Source organism: Acetivibrio ethanolgignens (assembly GCF_001461035.1).
In the GTDB taxonomy this organism is placed as follows: Bacteria; Bacillota; Clostridia; order Lachnospirales; family Lachnospiraceae; genus Velocimicrobium; species Velocimicrobium ethanolgignens.
Genome location: NZ_LNAM01000180.1, coordinates 1 through 21,126, shown reverse-complemented (window position 1 = coordinate 21,126; position 21,126 = coordinate 1). Strand labels below are relative to the sequence as shown.

The following is a 21,126-nucleotide window of genomic DNA, read 5'->3' as shown; positions in this document are numbered from 1 at the left end:
TGATATCATAGCAGAATGACAGTTGTTTGTCAGTAACGCTGTGTTTTGAAGCACTTACCCAAAAAGGAGCCATTTCTTACCAAAAACACAAACTATTTTACACTACCTTATCATCACTAGAAATAATATTTAACCCATCTGTAAAACCATCTTCCACAAACGCTTCTGTACTATTTCCAACTGCAATTTTCTTAATAATCATCCTTGTACACAATCCTTTACTTGCGCGATAAAATATTTTAATGATAATACATCAAAATCTTTCGCATTCTTTTTGATTTCTTTGTCCATTTGATTAAATATCCCATTCACGTCTAGTAATGGATTCTTTAGTATAATACCATACACTTCCTCCAATAATGCCCAAAATGTTTCCGCTGAATTCTTATTAAACAATGCTTTTGACAGCGCCGTTTGACACTCCTGTATAAAATCTTTCTCTTGCTCTGGCGGACAAGTTCTCAATATCGGCATAAAGGACATTGGAATCCCTTGACCCACGGGATTTCTATTAATTATCCTCTGTAATGCCAACAAACGTACATCCGCCGCAGTAAGATGTCTGAAATATCTTAACGCTTCATCCTGCGTTTCTATTACAACTCCCTCTACAACCTGTACATTCTTTTTACTAGCTTGCTTGTCACGAATCTCATTAAATATTGCATCCAAGACTTTTTCTTCTGGTACTAATCCCGGATGATCTTTTATAATAGCCTTCACATATTCACTAGGTTTTCTATCATCAACTACAAATCTTACTTTTTTCAAGAAATCTGAAATATTGGTATCCGTAATATCCTTATCATCAATATACTCTTTTTCCCTAGCTTCTTCTTTTAATCCCTCTATCATCTTCTGTAATGCATCGAAATTCACATTTTCAATACCAAACGAATTAATTTCATCATCAATTCTTACGGTATTAGAAACACCACCAACAAATAATATGTAATCCGCGAAATCAAAATCACACATATAATTTTTAAACAATGTTACTAACTCTTTTCCTATTGCCTTTGGCGAGTTTCCTTTTGCTCCTTTTGACTGTATATCCCATAACTTATCAGAAAATGCATCCATACCAGTCAAATCATTAAAAAAATCAACGATAAAATAGTATATCTCTTCACTATCTTTTCTCAAATTCATTAGATATAATAGTGCCTTTGTTTCTGTTTCAGCTCCCGATTTTCTTGTTTTTTCTGACGATTTCACGATATATGACATTACTTCACCTTCTCTCCAGATTCTTGTATTTTTTTCCTAACCACATTGGTTAAGATGTGGTTAGGTTATTTTCTCACGAAAAATATTTCTGATTTTTACTTGATGGCTTTTCCGGTATAGTCATCTTTAACACACCATTTTTCAGCATAGGTGTTAAATACTTTCTTCTAAAACTTGTCCTGCTATCAAAATAAAATTCATCCATTATTTCTTGAACCGACTTCGGTTCTTTACAAAAATCAATAATTAGCTTGTTCAAATCCTGACCATTTTGGTTAGGATGATGGTTAAGATGCTGACCATCTTCTCTTAACAACCCCAAATACCTATCACAAGCCTTGCAAAGAACCATAATTCCAGCCTCATTAATCTCGTATTCCGGCAATGGTCCATCATACAACGCACAGGCTTCCCGAATCTTCTCGAATCCTCTTCCCCAAGCTTCAATCATACCACTTTTGAAAAAGACGTTAGCCAATTTCGGATTATAAGGCTTTGATGAATGCTTCATAAACAACTTGTCAGTAGAATCAAGATTTGGAGGCATCTCACCATCATTCCAAATATATATCTTGTCCTCGTAAACGCTAATCTGAATTGGATTGCAACTGCTGTAATCCTTATGAACAATGGCATTCAACAAAATCTCACGAAATGCGTCCTTGTGGAACATAAACTGCTCAATTCTCTGGACACCCTCATAATCAATCAAGGCCTTCATATATTTTGTATAAACTAAATCAACGGTCTTATCTGCCTGCTCTATCAAAGGACCGTGCACCTCATCCTGGTACACCAAATCCGAATCTGATTTTCCAAAATAGCCGATTTTGATATAAGAGCCTGTTACCCACTTCTCTGGCTCTTTATAAAACGCAAGCATTGCTGCCCTTATCAAATATCCATCTTCGTCAATTAAGTGCAAATTATCCATCAAGATAGCATCTTCCACACTGACTTCTTCCTTTGTAAGCCTTCCTCTTTTCACTGCCTTATCTTTAAATAACTGTATTGCATCCTGCTTTAAATCAGATACTGACAGTTTTGGCAGAGGCACACCATCCCATGTTCTTCCCTGCGTTTTTAACAAAGCTCTTTCCAATTCCTTTCCGGTAATCTCACGCATGGTACTTCCGGAACGATAATAATATTTTCCACGAAAACTTATTAAAGATGGGTATTTATCAACAATTATCTGCAGATACTCAAGTTCGCCTTTATATAACAAATTTACATCTACAATGATTCCCATTGTGTCCGTAATTTTATTAGGAATTCGCTCTAATAAATCTCTTGCATTATCAATACCTACAACATTACCATCGTCATCCGTACCTATGTATAGTGTTCCACCATAAGCATTGGCATATCCACAAATCCATTTCAAATATTCATCCTGCCATGATTCCTTCCACTCTATGGATTGATGTTCTTTTTCTTTCATATAATCACCAACTTTCTTTATTTCTAAAGCCTTTTATCGATTATCATCATCTTCAACTTTTACTGGCGCTTTGACTAATTCATTTCGTTCTTTAATCCAAATTAATATTTTTGCAGCTATAACAACCGCCAGAATACTACATATACCAATAGCGACTTGTATTTTATGTGCCATAACAAATTTGCCAATCCAAATCACTCCATATGTAATAGCCCACATAACGATAAAATAAATAGTTCGAATAATCCAGTGAAAAAATGATCCTGCTGCTCTCCCTGAAATAAAATCCCCATGATATAAACTTCCAACTTTATCATACGCAATCAAATATGCAATATATCCGATTACTCCTAATATAATCCATTCGTAATACCATTCAATCGGTAATCCCAATGGTTCTGTTGCTAAATCAAAAATAAATTTAAACATTTATCTCCTTTCTTTGTCCACTTTCGTAAAGAAGTATTCCAATGTCTCCACAAACATATTTGCATCAAACAATTCTTTTATTTGCTCCCTGTTCATCCAGGCAACCTGCGCCACTTCATCTGTTGTGGCATTGCCCAAATCAACCTCTCCGTCATATTCAAACAGCCAAACGTCCATAATATCATTATAAATTTTTCCATCAATGATTTTTCGTGTCTTTGTAAAAAGAACCTGTCCATTTTCCGGCATTAAATCAACTCCAACTTCTTCCTTTGCCTCTCGAATTGCTCCTAATAAACTATCCTCACCTTTTACAACCGAACCACCTACACATTCCCACATCAAAGGGTATGTCGGCCTGTTTGCGGAACGCTGCGAGATAAGATACTCTCCCTTAGAATTACGAATCCAGACATGCACCACCAGATGGTATCCGTCTATCGGTAACTGTTCTCCTCTGACATGATCTTTTCCCAGAAGCTCTCGGTTTTCATTATACAAATCCCATATTTCTGCATCCGGCACATACTCCACAATATCACCAAAGTCTGCATGTAATGTTTTGCAGATTTTGCTAAGAATCGTAAGGCTCACCTCTTCATCACGGCGAAGTTTTGTCATTGTGTTTGGAGCAATTTCTGCCTTCTTACGCAAATCTGATTTACTCATTTCTTTATCCACTAATAATTTCCATAATCGTTTATATGATACAGCCATAATAGCATCTCCCATTATATTTTCTATTTCGGTTATCCAACCAACTTATCCAACAACTCGATAATCTTTTCTTTCTCGCCACTACCATTAGTCATAAATCTCAGTAATGGAATTTCATACAACTCCATAATATGATTTTTCAACAAATCTCTTGAAGCCTGAACGGTATCCTCTTTATGGTATTCATATCCGTCAACTTCAATCGCCAACACAGGCTTTTTACCAATTCTGTTATAAATCAGAAAATCCAAATGTGTTGCTGGATTCATTGCATACTGACATTCCTGCTCATTTAATAATTCTGGATTCTTAATCAACATATTCAATGGAAAATGACAAACAACATCCAAGCTTGAATACTTGTTATCGGAGATAATGTCCTCTATCAATAAATACATTAGATTTTCCGAATCATATTCCGATACTTTTTTGTGCTTCTGCAAGTATACCTTTCTTTCCTCAGTATACTGCTTGTAAAGGTAATCAAAAATCGAATAAATCTTGCTTTCAGTAACCTCAAAATTATTATACTGAATGTAATCAATCAGATCTGTTATATTGTGCTCTTTTGATTGCTCATTTCCAGTTACAACCAACATCAATTTCTTTTTGGCTCTTGATACAGCAACATTGATTAAATAAGGATCATCTGCAAAATCAGATATCTCATCATCCACAGTAGATATAATAATATTCTCTTTTTCCTTGCCTTGGAACTTATGCACTGTAGCCGCATCAATATCTGTTATCTCCTTGCTTAATGCTTCTACCTGATTTTTGTACGGTGCAATAATTCCGGTCTCCTCCGGATTGGAAACATATTTTGGTATAATCTCATTTTTAATAACATCTATCTGACGCTGACTATAATGGTTACGCTCGTGATTTCCTGCGACTGTTTTTACCACCGATAAGACATCTTCTTCACCCTTATCCGTTGTCATTATAATCAATTCGCCACGATAAAATTTCTGGTTGCAGTAATTAATTATCTTAGGATGGCATCTATAATGCTCTCTCAATAATGTTTGTGTTACATTTGGCATTACATCCAAAATGGATTGCAGAAAGCTCTTCGTATACTGATATCCTTCATCCACATTAAATGTATCAAATATAGCTTTTGCTTTGGCCTTTATATCATTTGTAACAACATTCGGAAGCTGCTTGGTATCCCCCACAATAACAACATTCCTTGCACAGGACAGTGCCAACGCACCGGTTGCAATATCTACCTGTGATGCCTCATCCATGATAAGGTAATCATACACCACATCTGAATTCAGGCTGTTTCTTGATGAAAATGTTGTACTTAATATAACCGGATACTCAGCCAGTACATCGTATGGCTCCTTCCACAAATTATCTTCACTAAAAGTTTTTCTACTGCTGTTACCTTCATATTTTCTTGCCAGTTTGTCTTTTAGAACAACCATTGACTGATTGCATAAATCCTCAAGCAAATTGTTATTAACATTATTTAAATACTTTTCAATATCTGCAATTTCTACAGACAATTCCTCCTGCTTTGCACCATAATACATAGCTTGAAAAGTTGTAATTATTTTTGAAATATCTTGCTTAAAGAAATTCCAATCGATTACTCCATATTTAAATAAGGCCTTTATCTTAAACCAAAATCCTATTGCCTTTTTCTCTTCCGAAATCAACTGGCACTCCTGCCACAATACCATCCAATGTTTTGATGATAGTTTTTTCTTAAATTTTATATTGTCTGTATCAACATCTGATTCTTCGACATATTGATTGAAATATTCCTGTTCTGTAACCAGATGTGAAAGTTCCTGCCTTAAACACGCCAGTTTTTCCTGCTTATCAAAAACACTTTTTAACTGACTGGATTGCTCTGCTATTTCCTTCTGCAAAACACTTGGATCTTCTTCCGTTTTCCACGACGAAAAATCGGGATAAGTGGCGTCCTGATGCTCAACAAATATTTTCTTGTTCTTAGAACTTCCTAATGTTGCAGCAACAAAACCCAAATTGTACTTGGGTGATGATAATTTTTCATATACATTGTCTGTTGCCGAATTATTGTTGGATACTATCTGTACCGTTTTTCCTTGCATCAATATATTGGCAATTATATTTAATATCGTCTGCGTCTTACCTGTTCCGGGAGGTCCCTGTATAACACTAATTTGATTCTCCATTGCATTTTTCACAGCCTTGTACTGACTGTTATTGCATCCAAATGGGAAAATCGGAATGTATTCCCGTCCTATTCTTTTCTCTTGCAATAATGATGGATTCAAATACTTTGCTAAAGCCACATCACTACCCACAAAAGAAATCTTGTCAAACCTCTTAGACAATAGTTTTTCACCAGTCTCTTCATTCCTAATATTACTCAAACCTGCAATTTGCTTTATATATCCAAATACATTTGATGACTGACTCTGAGTAAGACATGATTCAATAATATGTAACTCGCTTCGACGATAATCTCTTTCACTACCATCACCAAAACAGATATGCCAATAAGACTCGTATGTACTCCTAAATACATATATTGCCCTCATGTCAAAAAACTCTCGTCCTTCTCTGCTAATACGATACATATCAGGATTTAAAACATCTGGATCACTCAATTTTTCCACATTCAAATATGCATACGAGTATGTTTTTCCATTATTGAATTTTACATCCCATTTTTGGGTATTTCTATTGTAACCACATGACATTATTTCGGATGTCTTTATTTCACCCTTGATAATGACCATATAATATCGTGTATTCATCTATTCCTCACTACTTCTTATCCGCACGCTGCTTGCCCTTAAATTCCTTCTCCATATGACAATGTTCCTGTTTGCCAACCAACTTATCACCTTCAAAATCCAATTCAATAATATATGGCATCCAGTCGATAATTCTTAGAAAATCTTCACATCCAAAACTGTTATCATAAAAATTCAATATAGTACTAAGGGCAGTACCATGGGTTCCTAAAACAATATCTTTATCCGTATTATCTGATAAAATCTCGTTCAGCGCCTCTATGTTACGATTTTGAACCATAGCAATGGATTCTCCACCCTCTTCATGATAATCATGGTCAGCCCAACGTTTCTGAAACATCCCGTGGTTGTTGCCATCAGGACCTTTTTCACGCTCCCTTAATCTCTCATCTGTTATAATTTCTTTTCCGAAAAAAGCTGCCGCATCTGCAATAGTATCCATGCTGCGTTTGTATGGACTACAGTAAAACGCATCTATTTTCTTATCCTTCAAAAATTCCAGTACAATTGCAGAATCTTTCTTGCCTTCTTCCGTCAAAGGTCTTGTTCTGTCTTCTTTCCAATCATGTTCCGGCTGTGCGTGACGCACGAAATACACTCTTGTCATACCGTGTCTCCTATCTCTTCTCAATCATCAAATGATGAAAAAATGCGATGTCTTTATATCCATCCATATCCGATACTCGCATCTCGATTTCCACCATTTTATCCTGCCAGTCAACATCCTTATGTATTTCCTGATTTTGTTGCATATCCCAGAAAGTTCTCATCCCCAGTGCTTTCGTAATCGCAAGTTCCGGACACCATTGTTCAATGTCGGTATCTTCATAATAATGAATCGCTCCGTACTTGGAAGCCATTCCATCATTACCGTCCAACAGGCTATGGGCATGTTCAAAATCATTCAAAAGTACAACCATCTGCATAACCCTACCTGCACGATTATGTTTCACAATAGAAATCTTGCCATTAGGTTTTAAAATCCTTGCAAATTCCTTAACAATATCTGGTCTGTCTTCGGCATACTCCAAAACATTGTGGCAGATAATCATATCAAAAGTCTCATCATCAAATTTACGCAATTCCTGGATACTACCGACAATTTGTGTATATTGGTGGTCTGCCCATCTTATCTTTATGCTATCTTCATCCGGTTCAATGGCTGTTACATCGTTATGCTCTGCCAAATAATTTGCAGTTACTCCGATACCACTTCCAAAATCAAGTATCTTCTTATCCCGAATATCTCCTAATTGTTTCCATACAATTCTCTTCATGAGACATTCCCAAGGTTGTAAGTCTGTTACTTTATGCATCATACCAGTTCCATTTCATCTTCCATTTTTACAAATCCATATTTTTCATACAATGGCCGCCCCATATCTGTTGCCTCTAAGGCTATCTGCGACACGCCCTGTTCCCTCGCATCATTTACCAGTAAATCCAATGTGTGAATTGCAATTCCCTGTCTTCTATATTCCGGTGCTGTATACATATTCATAATATAAGCCTTTTTACCAGTAGGATTATGATAGGTCGGCATAACCTGATAAAAACTCACTCCGCCTGCACCGATAAAAGTTCCATTATCATACACCAGATATGCAATATGTTCACCAGTTTCCAGTGCACGCTTATAATACTCATATGAATCTTTTTCCACCAGTGACATATCTACATCATCTGACAATTTATTGGCGGTACGAAGGACAATCATTCTTGTTCTTACCAGTTCATCTATATCTGCTATGGTTGATTTTTTGTATTCAAAAATACTATCCGGCAAACAATTTAGGTACATATAAAGTGCATCCGTATTCTCTTCCAATACTTGCATCAATTTTTCAGATGGATTTGCATAAACAATCCTATAATCTACCTCTCCCAAATCACTACGCACCAAAAAAGCCAATTTTTCCTGTTCCAAATCGAACTGTGCGTCTACGCCTTCTTTATTACCTCTTGCATCTAAGCGAATCCATCTGTTAAGTGATTTGATATATACTGCATTTAATGCATGGATACAAAATCCGGTTTCGGGTACATCGCCTAATGTGAGACGCTGATAGCAAATACCGGCAGGGATTCCACATGCTCGAAGAAACGCAGCAAGAAGATTGGCTTTTGCCCAGCATATACCGACGCCCTGTTCCAACACTTCTGTAGCAGATTTTGTCACACGCTTGTCCTGAACATCCCAAGAATGTTTTATTTCATCACGCACAAACTCATAAATGACCTTAATCAAAGATATTTCATCTGTATATTTTAGTTTAAATTCATCAGCCTTTGATAGGATTCTGTTGTCCTTCCAGTTTATGTATTTTGATACCGATAAATATTCTTCTATAGTATCCTTTATAATTAATTCTTTCATAAATTTCTTATCTCCATTATTTATACTCATAATCCGGCTTATGATATATATTAGGATTATTTTTAATCTCCGCCTTGTATACTTTTTCTCCCCACTCTTCTCTTGATACTTCCTCTATAGCAACCGACACATCTCCCATATCTACATTCAATTCTTCTGCAACTGTATTTGCTATTCGTTTTGCTAATTTACTTTTAATTTCATCGTTTCTTCCCGGCCATAATTTTACAATAATATGTGGCATATCCATTCCTCCCAATTTTTTTAAATTTTCGCATTATTTCTCCATTTTTAGAGTTCACCACTTTCAAAAGCAACTTTTACCTGTTCTAAATCAGAATACTTGCCCTTTATAATCTGCAAAACTTCTTCATCCGGTTGCCACAAATCCGGAACCATGATTGGCTTACATCCCGCTATATAAGATGACAATAATCCGTTTTTCGAATCTTCAAGAGCAATACACTCTTCGGGATTTTCATTTAACATCTCGCAGGCTTTTATGTAAATGTCCGGCGCAGGCTTAGATTTCTCAACCATATCTCCACAAACAATTGCTGAAAAATAATCTATAATTCCTGCATCATTTAGGTGTTTTTCCACTTCCCAACGGGGTGATGAAGAAGCAACTGCCAACTTGGCATTTGCATTTTTCAAATACTCCAACAAGACATACAATCCTTGCTTTACAGGAACTTTATTATTTTCATAATAGTTTTTCAGAAATTCTTTTGTGTACTTACGCAATTCTTCCTGATTATACCGGTTACCAAACTCTTCGTTCCAAATCTCATAAGAAGCAACAATACTCATACCTAAAGTTTTATAGACCATATATCCGGCTTTTCCAATACCAATCTTTTCACCGGCATAATCCCAAGCCTTTATAAACACTTTCTCTGTGTCAAACATCAGTCCATCCATATCAAAAATAACATTCATGTTCTTTACCTTCTTTTAAAGTTCTACCAACCTGTCTCCTGTAAAATAATAAATATTTTCTTTCTTATATCCATACTTTGAATCCGGAAATGCTATGTGCGGTTCAAATGTAAAATATTTTACATCACCAAGCTTGGTCATATTCCCTTTTTCAATATAAATTCTGTCCCCTTTAGTTTTCACAATGGAATGCCCCAGATTGCCCATAAAATCAAGATTAACAAATCCATTTTCCACTATGAACTCATTCATATGATAGTACAATTCTTCAAAGGTTGTTTCCTTCGTAGCAAAACGTAACAATTCTGTATGTAATTTCTCTTCCATCTGTAAACCGCTTTTCCATTTCGGATTTTCAATCAGCTCTATATCCTCTACAACCTTGCCATTTTCTACAATAATAGTTCTCGCATAATCTCCCCAGATATTAGCTACTTGTGGGCTTAAATCAATGGTTATTATATCGTTGTTTCCTATAACTCTATCCGAAGTTACATACTGCTTACCAGATACAGAAACAGTTGTTTCATCTCCTGCAAATACAAATGCACCAACATCCCAATACCAGAACGAATCAGCACCCAACTCTAACAGTTTTTCCTCACATAACTTTCGAATCTCGAGTAAATTCATTCCCGGCTTGATAATGTTCTTTATGTATTCTATAGTCTGTTTTGCAGCCAGCTGTATCTGACTGTAATATTGCCTTTCTATCTGCAGATACTTTTCAATCAATTTAGGCTGAATCATCGGATATGTCCAGCTTTCAGGCAACTCATCCATAAGTTCAACCTTCTCTATCTCACTTTCCAGCTTACCAGCAAATTCCGTTATTTCCGCAAGACATAATAATCCAAATGTTTCCTCACCGGTCTCATTTACACTATTCTTACCCGTAACGGAATAAACGCATATTGGCTTAATATCAAACTGTATGGCACCTGTTTCTTCCTGAAGTTCTCTCTTAGCAGTTTCCAAAATATCTTCTCCAACTTCACGATGACCTCCCAGAGCCTCGTAGGTATCTCGTTCCTTATGTTTGCAAAATACCCATTTTCCATTGCTCTGTGAAATAATGACTGCAAATTTCAATAGTGAATCATCTACTGTATCATAAAATTTTACTTCCAACATATCACTTTTCTCCTTCCCATTCTGCTAAAAATTCTACAAGGTACTCCTCCATAACAGCTTGTCTATGCTCAGCCATTTTCTTTGCAGACTCAGTATTTATCATATCTTTAAGCAGCAAGAGTTTTTCATAAAAGTGATTAATACTTGTAGAATTATGGTTCTGATGATAATCTGCCTTATTCATATTAGTCATAGGTTTTATATCCGGATCATGTATTCTTCTTCCTTTACTACCGCCATATGCAAATGCCCTTGCTATTCCAATCGCTCCCATTGCATCCAGCCTGTCTGCATCCTGTACGCATTTTCCCTCTATCGTGCTTGGCACAACAGAATCTATTCCTGCAAATGAAACTTCATCTATAATCTTACACACAGAAGCTATAACTTTATCATCCACGCCACTATTTTTCATAAATCTAACTGCATTTTTCTTAGTCTCGTGTGTTTCCGGCGAAAGCTTAGCATCATCTACATCGTGTAATAAAGCTGCCAACTGCACTATCAACATATCCGCGTTTTCTTGCTCTGCAATCTGCATAGCCAAACGGTAAACCCTCATGGTATGATAATAGTCATGCCCACTACAATCATCCGCAAATATTCTTTTTATATATTCTATGGCATTTTCTATCACCATATCCGCCTCCAATATCACTACAATTCGTATCGAGCAATAATTCGTATCTTATCAAGATTTTGACACGCTATGTCTCGTTTATTTACATATTCCCGAAAAAAAATTTCAAATTCTTCTATTTCACTTTTTCCATCTCCCAAATACTGATATATCTTATGTAAAACCCCAACAGAAAAAACACATGCAAGGTCAAACGTTGTGCCGCCTCCTTCCGGATTGCGAATCTTTTTCAACAAAAATCCATCTTTATCTACGCTCATACCCATTGTTGCATTCAATCCATGTGATTCAAATGATAATCCTCCATAAATACTTTCATAATACTTTTCATAACCAATTTCTTTCATCAAACCATAGAAGCTTGTTATATTGCTACATACCTCATACCACTGAATATATACCTTGTGTTTATTTCTACTCTGTTTCGCCTTTTTAGCTATTTTCTGCTTTCTGGCTATATCAGTTTCTTGAAATATTTTTTTTGATTTTATTAATCGTTCTAATGCCATCCTTTTCTTTTCTAGTTTTTCACAATCTTTATCAAATTCCTCTTTTCCTTTTTGCTCAATAATCATTTTTCCGTATTCAGAGTCTGAATTAAAATAATTCTTACTCATGTCCAATTCTTGATAATGATGTTCTAGATAATAGGCAGCTGCCCGTTTTTCCGTGTGATCTTTTAAAATAAATTCTAAACCAGCAATGTTCTCTATTAGAGAACGTAATATAATCTGTGCTGGTTCAAATAAACTTGCAGAATATAAAACATTTATTGAATCCAGTTGTTCCATGATTTTTCTAACAAATAAAATAATAACCGTATCGACAAAATCATCTATTCTTGAAGTGCCCATTGTCATTTCATTTTCAACTTCTCCAAATTTAGTAATAACTAAATCCAACACATAGCTTGCTTGTTCAATAATTTCTTTAATCTCATCACACTCTTCTATATTAAAAAACATATTATCAAAAACCTTTAGATATGAATTCTGCATAAAAACCTCCACAGTGCCAAATGTTCTTCGTTCATTATGTCAATTCAGCAATAAACTCCACCTCTTCTATAATACCACAACACATGTTCTTTTTCAACATACAATCGCAAGATGTTGCGATTGTTTCTCAATTAATTGTACCCAAATGTTTCATTTGACCTTTATTTGACCAAAGTAACAATTCAGGTGCTATAGCCTTTCCATAGCACCCAAATCATTGACCCTATCGACTATTCCTATTTCGCTCGACCTTCTTCTCTCGCATCCCTTCCTCATAAATACGGTCAAACACTTCATACCGTTTCTGCTGATCCATATCAACTCCCAGTCTGTCAATTACCTTGTTAAACAGTTTAATACCGGCAAAATACTCCATATCCTCAAGATTAAACACCTCATATAATACATCTGCTGAACACCTTGTAAGATTGCCCGCATCCAGCCCCAGAAGTTTCATTACTCCTATTATCTGCTCTGTTTTTTCTTGAATAAATTCTTCTACCTTCTGTTTCTCATAATAATCTGTCAAAAGTTTAGTCTCCTCATAAACAGAATCAAAACTTGTGTCCATACCAATCTTTTCAAAATAAGTCCTAACCATCTCAAATGCTGCATCTGTTCCCTTGTCATCAAACGGATAACAACGGGCTTTTTCAGCTACACTCATTCTCATATAATCAACCTTATCAGATGGTAATTTCACCGTTTCACCATACTCCCGAATATCATCATTCTGCAAGTCAGATTCAACATTCACGACCATGACATCAATTTCCGTTTCTACAGTGCTTTCAATATCTGTAATAACAGTGTTTGCCACTGCTTCGATGCCTGTAACAACAGTCTCTTCAGCCACTCCAACCTCTGACACGATTTCATCATCCTCAACAGATTCTGTAACTGGTTCTGTGATTGCTTCCGCAACTACCACATCCTCCTGCGACCGATATGGATTTATCGGCACATTATCTTCTACAACCTCCGCCATATCCTCCATATCTCCAACCAGTATCCGGAGTTCCAATTCAGCCTCTGCCAGACTTCCATCCCTCTCAAGGCATCACTCCACCGCTTTCAGCTTCTTTCGATTATCCTTTTTTTGAAGCTTTATCTGCTCCAAACTTTCCCGATAATCATCCTCGGACGCTTCAAAGAATTCCAAATCTTGTGCAGTCTTGCAATACCTTTTCTGTAAAGCCCTATCCCGGTACATTTCCTTCTGCACTTTGCACAGTTCCTCATCAACCTGTTGTAATCGCAACTTTAGGCGGAACAAATCTCCATATGACTTCACATCATACTTGACCACCACCAGATACTCTTCCTGAAGCTCATGCATTTTCCGTATCTGTTCATACAGATAAGCAGATTTATAAGTAAACCTCTTTTTCTCAGCCAGCCGCAAACGATACATCCTTGCATAGCACTTTCTCTGGTACGGTGTAAGAACAGCTTTTCTTACCGGCAGTAATAAAACAGTTCGATTTACAGGAGATGCAAGACTTGCGTCCCCATATCGAAACATTGCTTCCAGACTCTCCCTGCTCAAATCCTCTGAAATGGTATCTAGTCTTTTAAACCGCTTCATCCCCGGAACCCTCACAGCGATATACTTCCCCTGTTTTACTTCAAATCCCAGCTTCTCCAGAAGGAAAATAAAATGCTCCATATTTTCTGCACTGATGGCACAAAACAAGGCATCCTGCTTAATCCATTTGGAAAATGCCTGTTCACGCTCCCACTGTGGTCTTGCCATATTCTTCGGTTCCTTGCTGTATTCAGCAGGAGTGATATGCAGTCCGTATTCTTCACAGAGTTTATTGGTAATAGGCTGGAATTTATATTTCCAGTCACCATCCCGGCACTGAAACTTGTATCCGGTTACCATATTTACACTGTTTATTATGATGTGGGCATGAAGATGTTCCCTGTCTGTATGGACAGCCACCACCGCCTCATATTCTCCTGCAAATGCCTCCTCGGCAAACCGCATTGCAATATCATACATAATCTCCGGTGTACCTTCACCCGGTTTTAGGGAAATTACAAAATGATATCCCTGCCTTCCGCCGATTTTTCCAAACATTTGCTTGGTAGCCTTCATCTGTCGGTAAGCCATTTCCGGCAGGCAGTTGATGCCGCCTGCCAGATTTGCTTCCCCAAGCTTTTTCGGTTGTAAAATATAGTTGATGGAATGCTCCAGATGAATGTCTATTCGAGCCTTGCTGCTTGCCTTCATATGCATCATCTTGGTTATTGCCAACTGTTCACCACCTCCTGCAATAAATCCTTTATCTGTTCATGCAGATGATTTCCCGTCCGCATGGTGCTGTCAAAGACATAGCCACACCCGTTAGCAGTTCTTGTCATCTGGTTGTAATTGTTGCAAAGACCGGAAATCTGACTAATTAGATTCCGTCTGTCGTAAGCAAGCGTTGTATCTACTCTTCCACCATGAGTAATCAGATACCTTACATAATCCGATAATTTCATGTTGTTGGCTTTGGCATCATACTCTGCCTGCTCCCGTTCCTCATCCGACAAGCGGATGGTAAAATTCTTCCTTGGTTCTATCAATTGTCCTCTTCGTCCTATAAGCAATCCCTTCTTTCGTTTCTTTTTCTTTATCCGTCATTGGAAGTTCCCTTTAGGCTACCCTGTTTCCAAAACTTGTGTAGAGAGAATTTGCCAGATACGTAAAACGCAGTGCGTTTTACAGAATCTAGTTAGGGGGAGCAAAATCCCCCTAAGACCCTCTCAATATATGCCCCATTCGGGGCAATTATCTGTAATACCTTATGTAATACCGGCTTCCACCTGTATTACAACCGGTATTACCTTTTTTGTCCTCTGTATTACCGGGTGTATAACTTCTCTTGACCTGCCTGCTAGAAATCTGACAGAAAAGACATCGCATACGCCGATATGGTCTCGTCGAGATCTTCCGACTCTTCTTCAAAACATCCGGCGGTTCTATCGTTCCCCTCCAGCATTGTCTCTGACGTAACATACAACATCTGCTTTTCTTTTTCAGTCTGTACTCCGGCAAGTCTTTCCACTTCATCTTTGACAATCAGCTTCACTGCATTAATAATCCGGTCCGCTTCTCCAGACATTGCATTCCGGATCGCCTCTCTCTGGGCATTCAACTCACAAACAAGACGCTTCTCTCTGTCATCCTGCTTTATGCCCTGAACTACTCTTATCAACGCACTTTTTATAAACTTGCTCTTATCTCCAAAACAGGGTTCTATGGCACCTCCGGTCAAAAAACTCCAGATTTCCATATCTTCTTCCCTGTTCAGGTTCAGACGGAAGCTGACTGTCACACTGTCACCACGTGCCATACTGCCTCCTTTCCGGTTTCCAAGGTTCATACGCTTCAGGTATCTTTTGATTGCAGCAGCCAAATGCTTTTGCTATAATGCATTTGCGAGATACATAGCGAAGCTTTGGCTTTGCAACCAAGTCCTTTCCTAATTGGATTGGACTTTTTCTTTTGCCTGATAGTTGCTTTCCTCTGCTACCATACAAGCTTTCTGTGTCAGGTCATCACTCGGATTGTAGTAATCTGCATATCCATAAATCTTCTGCTCGAAGTATTTACGGGGGCATTTCCCACGCATGGTGTAGTACCCTCTAGCATCCAGTTCGGCATTATATGCCTTAATGACTGCGTATGCCTTTGTCATACCCACTCCAAGAATCTGACTGACTTCCTTTGCATCAATAAATGCTTCCTTTGTAGTTATCATATGGCTCCTCCTTTCCATTAAATTTGCATTACAGATACGGATTTAAAACCTTTTGATAAACCACACAGGTTTTAATCCGTATTTTTAATTCGTGTTTTATGATAATATATCCTTCGAAAACTGTCAATAGATTTTTATATGAATACGCACTTGCAATTCGTATTTATTCGTGGTATAGTATTTGTAACGTTATAAATCAGTTACTTTTTGATACGGATTTCTTAATTTTACGCAAAACACGAATCAAAACAACTGAACAATAACAGTAATATAAGGAAGGTGATGATATGGCTTTATCAGATGACCAGCGTTTTGCCATGTATACCGCAGAGGAAATCGGTAATGCAATCAAGAAACGCCGCAGACAGTTAAAGATAACGCAGAAAGAATTTGCCCAAAGACTTGATAAGTCGGAGCGTACCATTCAAAAATACGAATCCGGAGAAATCACCATGAAGATTGACTTAATCAAACAGGTGGCTGATGAACTGGATATTCCATGGCAGGAGCTTCTGGAAGCAAAGTCTGATAAGATTGGTATTGTATCCGCAGAAGAGGATTTTCCATCTTATCGCTTCCATAACCTGTCAGACGTTATCAATGCTTTATTTACTATAACGGAAATCAAAGATATTGCATTCCAGCTCTCCTGCACCAAACCGCCTGAAAATCCTGAGTGGACTTCAGCCCTCATGGTTGACGGCAAAGGAAGCGGGACCTATAATGCAGACTTTTGTCTCTTTATGGAAAACTGGATGAATAAACTTGCCGCTTTACAAAGCGGCTCCATAAGTCAGGAACAATTTGATACTTGGAAAAGAGAAACTTTGGAATATTACTCCGACAGTTTCTTCTCTGATTTCAGTTCACAGAGAGAAAAAGCAAAAAAGAGCAAGGGAGCAAAAAAGAAACCCGATTATTCAACCATTCAAATTGTTTCTACCAAAGAAGAGGATAACTAAAACCTCAATAATATTTGCAAAAATGTAGATTATATCATTGCCTTTGGAAACATGCACCCAAAACCAGAGTTTTCAGGCCAGGTGCGATACATACCGCAATCATGCGGTTCTGCTTTAGAACAATATCCGATGCAAGATTTTTGGACAATTCTAAAGATACTTACAATTTACAAAGGAGATGATGTTTATGCCAGCTTACAAAGACAACAAGACTGGTAAATGGTTCTGCAAGTTCTACTATACGGACTGGCAGGGCAACAACCGACAGAAGTGGAAACGAGGCTTCGCCACCAAAAAGGAAGCTTTGGCTTATGAAAGAGATTTTCTTGAAAAGCAGTCTGCCAACCCGGATATGACTTTTCAAAATCTCTACGAACTTTATATGGAAGATATGACCGCCCGTCTGAAGCAGTCAACTATCCTGACCAAGAAGCATATTTGTGAAACTCACATTCTACCTTTCTTTGGTAAGAAGCCTATCAATGAAATCAAGGCTTCCGATGTGAGAAGATGGCAGAATCAGTTAATGAATTCTCCAAAAGGATATTCAAAAACTTATCTGAAAACCATCAATAATCAGCTCACCTGCATGATTAACTACGCAAAACGCTTCTACGATTTAAACACGAATCCCTGTGGTCAGGCTGGAAGCATCGGGCAAGCAAAGGCAGAAGAAATGGATTACTGGACTTACGATGAGTATGTTGCTTTTCGTGAAGGTATCAAAGACAAACCGCTATCATATATCTGCTTTCAGGTACTGTACTGGACCGGGATGCGTGAAGGAGAACTTCTGGCACTGACTGCCACTGATATCGACCTTATCGCAAAACAGATTGATATCAACAAAACCTATCAGCGTCTTCACGGAGAGGACATCATTACCACCCCAAAGACAAGAAAGAGCAAGCGGAAAGTTCCGATTCCGGATTTCCTGTGTCAGGAACTGCAGGAGTATATGGATTCCCGCTATATGCTTGCTCCGAACGAGAGGCTCTTTCCCATTACAAAGTCTTTTCTCTCCCACGAGATGGAAAGAGGCTGTAAGAAAACCGGTGTAAAACGGATACGAATTCATGACATCCGCCACTCGCACGCCAGTTTACTGATCAATCAGGGCTGTGATGCACTTATCCTCGCAGACAGGCTTGGACACGAAAAGGTATCCACAACTTTGAACACCTACTCCCACCTGTTTCCACACAAACAGCAGGAGCTTGTCAGCAATTTGGAACAGCTTGCAGCTACAGTTGGTGTTACACCAACACCGGAGCCTCCAATGGGAAATCCGCTGCTTGAAACTATGGGAATTTCCTATGATGGTAATATAGCAGGCGGTTCAGTTACTCCGGATACAGCATATGCCAATGCAGGACTTCCATATGGTCCTATGCCAAAAGAAACAGCATCGGGAAAAGTAATCCCGATGCCTAAAAGAAAAGCTATCTGATTTTCCGGGAAGCGTCTAGAAAATCGGCAGCTTATAATTTGCACCAAAAACGATGTGAAATAGAGTAGTTGCGGTTAGTAGCAAAATAGTAGCAGACCAAAAAGAAAAGTCCGGGATTGCCCTGTTTATAAGGCTTCCCAGACTTGTAGGTACTATTCAAACTCGGGTCACGGTACTTTGCATTAACGTTTTTCTGTTTATTTCCCATGCGTTAAGGTTCTTAATTTGCGTTTTGGTGTCCCTATTTTTCATTTCATGAAAATTTTGTACTCAAAACGTACTCAAAGCGATAAAGGGAACAACTGCCACGGGCTTTCTTCTTCCCGAGTGTATTGTATTGCCGAAACAATCCTTTTAAAATGAACATAACTCCTACGATTTTTAAACTTCATCTTCTCATAATCGACAGATTATGATACAATTCGTATGTTGTCACTACCCAATCCGACAACGGAAAGGGGGTGCTGACTTGGAGTTACTAATCTCATTTTTGATTTCCGTCATAGCAGGTGTAGCCTGCCACTATATCTGCAAATGGCTAGACGGAAATAACAGTGACAATTAGCCTAAAGAAACCCCACGAACTGCCATTCGTGGGGTTTCACTTTGTGCCAACTTGGACACTAATCTCATTTCTTGCCTAGGCATAGTATAGCATATGCCAACATTATTTGCAATATTCACTTTTTGATAAGTATATTTCTCTATCAAAATGGTCTAATAAATGCCCTTCACCCATAGCATATTTTACCGAAATTCAAACAGTTTCGCAACAGGAATATTCAAAGCCTTTGCTATACTAAAAATCACATCAAGCGATACTGCACAATCATTATTTTCTATTCGTGACATATGTGTTCTGCTTATATCAATCTTGTCTGCAAGCTGTATCTGCGACAATCCCTGTTCCTTTCTGTAATAAGCTATATTTAAGCCTAATTTCTTATATTCCTCGAAATGCTCTCGTTCCATAAGCACTGCCTCCTACTCATATAGCTTATGGAATTTTCAATTATTATACGACAACGCTTATTATAATTTATGTTATATTTCACGTTGCATTTATGCTATAAGGTATGATATAATCAACTTCAAAAGCACACGTGGAGGTAAAAATGACGAACTATAAAAAGATGTATGAACTTACAAGCAAAGCTATATCAGATGCGCTAACCATTTTGTCATCAGACTCCCAGCGCGAAGACACCAAAGAGTGGGTTCGATTTTTGCTTGAGCAGGCTCAAATACGTGCTAATTATGTGTATAGAGTTACCGCAGACAACATCTGTAGCATGGAGGTATCACATGAATAAATTAGGAACAAAAACATTGAAAATCTTACTGTTTATAGGTGTATTTGCCTATCTGCAATACTATGATGTGAAACGCGGCTCGTTTTCTGTAAATTCCATAACAGGCGGTCTTTTTGCGGCATCAGCCGTCTATCTGATTGCATCACTATTTGGTATCGTGCTAAGTCTTACGCAAAACTATCTGATAGCACTTGTAGGAACTGCCGCACTTGCGCTATTCCTTGCATTTAAGTTAGATGATTTGATTGCATCTGTTTCATGGCTTACAGATGAACGGATGATGTATATACTTGGTGGCTTTGCCACATTATGTTTCATTCGTGATATTATCATCATTAAAAACTCTTTGTTTGGCGCATCAGCCAAGACATCTGAAGAAGCACAATCTACGTCAGAACCGAACACTGATGAAAATACGGAAAAACCAATAAGAAGCATACAAGAAATTTGCAAAGAAAATCCCCAAATGATGATGGAACTCTCTAAACATCTTGAAAAGCGTAACGGACACAAACCCACCTACGAAGAACTCGTTGAATATGTAGACAAGAGGGCGTTCCACTTATTAAGCGATAATCAAGTAGAACATGAGACGCAAGCCACTATAGAACAGGCAAGAAAAAAAGCCCGTCAACAAATGAACAGGCAATGACCCCCTCTCAAAACGCCTTAACGCTTTTATTAAGGCGTTTTTTCACTTCATCTATTTAATACACCCGCTTTAATTAAAACTACTTTAACAAGCGTTAAGCCTCATGTAATAACAGCCGTCAAATCAATACGGATTGTCCGACTTGTCACGCACAAACTCATCATACACCGCCAGTAATTCCGTATATTCTTCTATCAACATTTCTATGTCCATAGATGTAACTTGCCTCCTGCCATTTACAGCATGGGCAATCTCATTAATTCCCTGAATCCGTGAAGTTCACCCTTTTTTACAACCAACTCCTAAAATGGAACTGATTGA

23 protein-coding genes and 1 pseudogene are annotated in these 21,126 nt (G+C 37.8%); 4 read left to right on the top strand and 20 right to left on the bottom strand.

Features of this window, described 5'->3' with window-relative positions:
- Positions 1-198: 198 nt before the first annotated feature.
- The 19 genes and pseudogenes from ASU35_RS13605 to ASU35_RS13510 form a co-directional block, all read right to left on the bottom strand.
- Positions 199-1,230, bottom strand: coding sequence for a hypothetical protein (locus tag ASU35_RS13605; RefSeq protein WP_058353543.1), 1,032 nt, complete (start codon positions 1,228-1,230; stop codon positions 199-201).
- Between the two features lie 73 nt (positions 1,231-1,303).
- Positions 1,304-2,674: an ATP-binding protein gene (locus ASU35_RS13600; RefSeq protein WP_058353542.1), complete on the bottom strand. Its 1,371-nt coding sequence runs from the start codon at positions 2,672-2,674 to the stop codon at positions 1,304-1,306.
- 33 nt (positions 2,675-2,707) lie between these two features.
- Positions 2,708-3,103: a hypothetical protein gene (locus tag ASU35_RS13595; protein WP_058353541.1), complete on the bottom strand. Its 396-nt coding sequence runs from the start codon at positions 3,101-3,103 to the stop codon at positions 2,708-2,710.
- Positions 3,104-3,820: a helix-turn-helix domain-containing protein gene (locus ASU35_RS13590; protein WP_058353540.1), complete on the bottom strand. Its 717-nt coding sequence runs from the start codon at positions 3,818-3,820 to the stop codon at positions 3,104-3,106. It lies immediately after the preceding gene.
- 32 nt (positions 3,821-3,852) lie between these two features.
- Positions 3,853-6,582: an AAA domain-containing protein gene (locus ASU35_RS13585; RefSeq protein ID WP_058353539.1), complete on the bottom strand. Its 2,730-nt coding sequence runs from the start codon at positions 6,580-6,582 to the stop codon at positions 3,853-3,855.
- Between the two features lie 10 nt (positions 6,583-6,592).
- The gene (locus ASU35_RS13580; protein WP_058353538.1) at positions 6,593-7,189 is read right to left on the bottom strand and encodes a histidine phosphatase family protein; all 597 of its coding nucleotides are present in this window, start codon (positions 7,187-7,189) and stop codon (positions 6,593-6,595) included.
- Between the two features lie 10 nt (positions 7,190-7,199).
- A complete protein-coding gene (locus ASU35_RS13575) occupies positions 7,200-7,859 on the bottom strand; it encodes a class I SAM-dependent methyltransferase (protein WP_242861289.1) in 660 nt (219 codons plus the stop codon).
- A gap of 38 nt (positions 7,860-7,897) precedes the next feature.
- The gene (locus ASU35_RS20955) at positions 7,898-8,299 is read right to left on the bottom strand and encodes a GNAT family N-acetyltransferase (protein ID WP_479714990.1); all 402 of its coding nucleotides are present in this window, start codon (positions 8,297-8,299) and stop codon (positions 7,898-7,900) included.
- A 54-nt stretch (positions 8,300-8,353) separates the two neighbouring features.
- Positions 8,354-8,959 (bottom strand): annotated as a pseudogene (locus ASU35_RS20950) (transglutaminase-like domain-containing protein); the annotation flags it as partial.
- 16 nt (positions 8,960-8,975) lie between these two features.
- Positions 8,976-9,203, bottom strand: coding sequence for a tautomerase family protein (locus ASU35_RS13560; RefSeq protein ID WP_058353536.1), 228 nt, complete (start codon positions 9,201-9,203; stop codon positions 8,976-8,978).
- 47 nt (positions 9,204-9,250) lie between these two features.
- Entirely contained in the window at positions 9,251-9,901 is a 651-nt protein-coding gene (locus ASU35_RS13555) for an HAD family hydrolase (RefSeq protein ID WP_058353535.1), read from the bottom strand.
- Between the two features lie 15 nt (positions 9,902-9,916).
- Positions 9,917-11,035 (bottom strand): M24 family metallopeptidase, encoded by a 1,119-nt coding sequence (locus ASU35_RS13550; protein ID WP_083504314.1) that lies wholly within the window; start codon positions 11,033-11,035, stop codon positions 9,917-9,919.
- 1 nt (position 11,036) lies between these two features.
- Positions 11,037-11,675: an HD domain-containing protein gene (locus ASU35_RS13540; protein WP_058353534.1), complete on the bottom strand. Its 639-nt coding sequence runs from the start codon at positions 11,673-11,675 to the stop codon at positions 11,037-11,039.
- A gap of 17 nt (positions 11,676-11,692) precedes the next feature.
- Complete coding sequence (locus tag ASU35_RS13535; RefSeq protein WP_058353533.1) at positions 11,693-12,673, bottom strand: DUF5677 domain-containing protein; 981 nt, start codon at positions 12,671-12,673, stop codon at positions 11,693-11,695.
- Between the two features lie 223 nt (positions 12,674-12,896).
- On the bottom strand, positions 12,897-13,697 hold the full coding sequence (locus tag ASU35_RS13530; protein WP_058353532.1) for a hypothetical protein: 801 nt from the start codon (positions 13,695-13,697) through the stop codon (positions 12,897-12,899).
- 36 nt (positions 13,698-13,733) lie between these two features.
- The gene (locus ASU35_RS13525; RefSeq protein ID WP_058353531.1) at positions 13,734-14,936 is read right to left on the bottom strand and encodes a relaxase/mobilization nuclease domain-containing protein; all 1,203 of its coding nucleotides are present in this window, start codon (positions 14,934-14,936) and stop codon (positions 13,734-13,736) included.
- Positions 14,927-15,250, bottom strand: coding sequence for a plasmid mobilization protein (locus tag ASU35_RS13520; protein WP_058353530.1), 324 nt, complete (start codon positions 15,248-15,250; stop codon positions 14,927-14,929). The genes ASU35_RS13525 and ASU35_RS13520 overlap by 10 nt, the downstream gene beginning before the upstream one ends.
- A gap of 311 nt (positions 15,251-15,561) precedes the next feature.
- Positions 15,562-16,020 (bottom strand): hypothetical protein, encoded by a 459-nt coding sequence (locus ASU35_RS13515; protein WP_058353529.1) that lies wholly within the window; start codon positions 16,018-16,020, stop codon positions 15,562-15,564.
- 129 nt (positions 16,021-16,149) lie between these two features.
- Positions 16,150-16,428, bottom strand: coding sequence for a hypothetical protein (locus ASU35_RS13510; protein WP_058353528.1), 279 nt, complete (start codon positions 16,426-16,428; stop codon positions 16,150-16,152).
- Between the two features lie 287 nt (positions 16,429-16,715).
- On the opposite strand from ASU35_RS13510, the gene ASU35_RS13505 reads away from it, so the two are divergent.
- The gene (locus ASU35_RS13505; protein ID WP_242861288.1) at positions 16,716-17,390 is read left to right on the top strand and encodes a helix-turn-helix domain-containing protein; all 675 of its coding nucleotides are present in this window, start codon (positions 16,716-16,718) and stop codon (positions 17,388-17,390) included.
- Between the two features lie 187 nt (positions 17,391-17,577).
- A complete protein-coding gene (locus ASU35_RS13500) occupies positions 17,578-18,840 on the top strand; it encodes a site-specific integrase (protein WP_058353527.1) in 1,263 nt (420 codons plus the stop codon).
- Positions 18,841-19,587: 747 nt separating this feature from the next.
- Here the strand turns inward: ASU35_RS13500 and ASU35_RS13495 are convergent.
- Positions 19,588-19,812 carry a helix-turn-helix domain-containing protein gene (locus ASU35_RS13495; protein ID WP_058353526.1) on the bottom strand — a complete coding sequence of 75 codons (225 nt, stop codon included), beginning with the start codon at positions 19,810-19,812 and terminating at the stop codon, positions 19,588-19,590.
- Between the two features lie 143 nt (positions 19,813-19,955).
- Between ASU35_RS13495 and ASU35_RS13490 the strand changes: the two genes are divergently transcribed.
- Together ASU35_RS13490 and ASU35_RS13485 are read left to right on the top strand one after the other, a co-directional pair.
- Positions 19,956-20,153 carry a hypothetical protein gene (locus ASU35_RS13490; RefSeq protein ID WP_058353525.1) on the top strand — a complete coding sequence of 66 codons (198 nt, stop codon included), beginning with the start codon at positions 19,956-19,958 and terminating at the stop codon, positions 20,151-20,153.
- Entirely contained in the window at positions 20,146-20,805 is a 660-nt protein-coding gene (locus ASU35_RS13485; RefSeq protein WP_058353524.1) for a hypothetical protein, read from the top strand. Before ASU35_RS13490 ends, ASU35_RS13485 begins: the two co-directional genes overlap by 8 nt.
- The last annotated feature ends 321 nt before the right edge of the window (positions 20,806-21,126 follow it).

What these genes read in the sequence shown, in the direction of transcription:
- ASU35_RS13585 (WP_058353539.1), bottom strand. Translation starts at nt 6,582, where the DNA reads ATGAATACACGATATTATATGGTCATTATCAAGGGTGAAATAAAGACA.
- ASU35_RS13500 (WP_058353527.1), top strand. Translation starts at nt 17,578, where the DNA reads ATGCCAGCTTACAAAGACAACAAGACTGGTAAATGGTTCTGCAAGTTC.
- ASU35_RS13560 (WP_058353536.1), bottom strand. Translation starts at nt 9,203, where the DNA reads ATGCCACATATTATTGTAAAATTATGGCCGGGAAGAAACGATGAAATT.
- ASU35_RS13600 (WP_058353542.1), bottom strand. Translation starts at nt 2,674, where the DNA reads ATGAAAGAAAAAGAACATCAATCCATAGAGTGGAAGGAATCATGGCAG.
- ASU35_RS13605 (WP_058353543.1), bottom strand. Translation starts at nt 1,230, where the DNA reads ATGTCATATATCGTGAAATCGTCAGAAAAAACAAGAAAATCGGGAGCT.
- ASU35_RS13535 (WP_058353533.1), bottom strand. Translation starts at nt 12,673, where the DNA reads ATGCAGAATTCATATCTAAAGGTTTTTGATAATATGTTTTTTAATATA.
- ASU35_RS13515 (WP_058353529.1), bottom strand. Translation starts at nt 16,020, where the DNA reads ATGGCACGTGGTGACAGTGTGACAGTCAGCTTCCGTCTGAACCTGAAC.
- ASU35_RS13580 (WP_058353538.1), bottom strand. Translation starts at nt 7,189, where the DNA reads ATGACAAGAGTGTATTTCGTGCGTCACGCACAGCCGGAACATGATTGG.
- ASU35_RS13540 (WP_058353534.1), bottom strand. Translation starts at nt 11,675, where the DNA reads ATGGTGATAGAAAATGCCATAGAATATATAAAAAGAATATTTGCGGAT.
- ASU35_RS20955 (WP_479714990.1), bottom strand. Translation starts at nt 8,299, where the DNA reads ATGATTGTCCTTCGTACCGCCAATAAATTGTCAGATGATGTAGATATG.
- ASU35_RS13485 (WP_058353524.1), top strand. Translation starts at nt 20,146, where the DNA reads ATGAATAAATTAGGAACAAAAACATTGAAAATCTTACTGTTTATAGGT.
- ASU35_RS13595 (WP_058353541.1), bottom strand. Translation starts at nt 3,103, where the DNA reads ATGTTTAAATTTATTTTTGATTTAGCAACAGAACCATTGGGATTACCG.
- ASU35_RS13510 (WP_058353528.1), bottom strand. Translation starts at nt 16,428, where the DNA reads ATGATAACTACAAAGGAAGCATTTATTGATGCAAAGGAAGTCAGTCAG.
- ASU35_RS13590 (WP_058353540.1), bottom strand. Translation starts at nt 3,820, where the DNA reads ATGGCTGTATCATATAAACGATTATGGAAATTATTAGTGGATAAAGAA.
- ASU35_RS13490 (WP_058353525.1), top strand. Translation starts at nt 19,956, where the DNA reads ATGACGAACTATAAAAAGATGTATGAACTTACAAGCAAAGCTATATCA.
- ASU35_RS13550 (WP_083504314.1), bottom strand. Translation starts at nt 11,035, where the DNA reads ATGTTGGAAGTAAAATTTTATGATACAGTAGATGATTCACTATTGAAA.
- ASU35_RS13555 (WP_058353535.1), bottom strand. Translation starts at nt 9,901, where the DNA reads ATGAATGTTATTTTTGATATGGATGGACTGATGTTTGACACAGAGAAA.
- ASU35_RS13505 (WP_242861288.1), top strand. Translation starts at nt 16,716, where the DNA reads ATGGCTTTATCAGATGACCAGCGTTTTGCCATGTATACCGCAGAGGAA.
- ASU35_RS13495 (WP_058353526.1), bottom strand. Translation starts at nt 19,812, where the DNA reads ATGGAACGAGAGCATTTCGAGGAATATAAGAAATTAGGCTTAAATATA.
- ASU35_RS13575 (WP_242861289.1), bottom strand. Translation starts at nt 7,859, where the DNA reads ATGAAGAGAATTGTATGGAAACAATTAGGAGATATTCGGGATAAGAAG.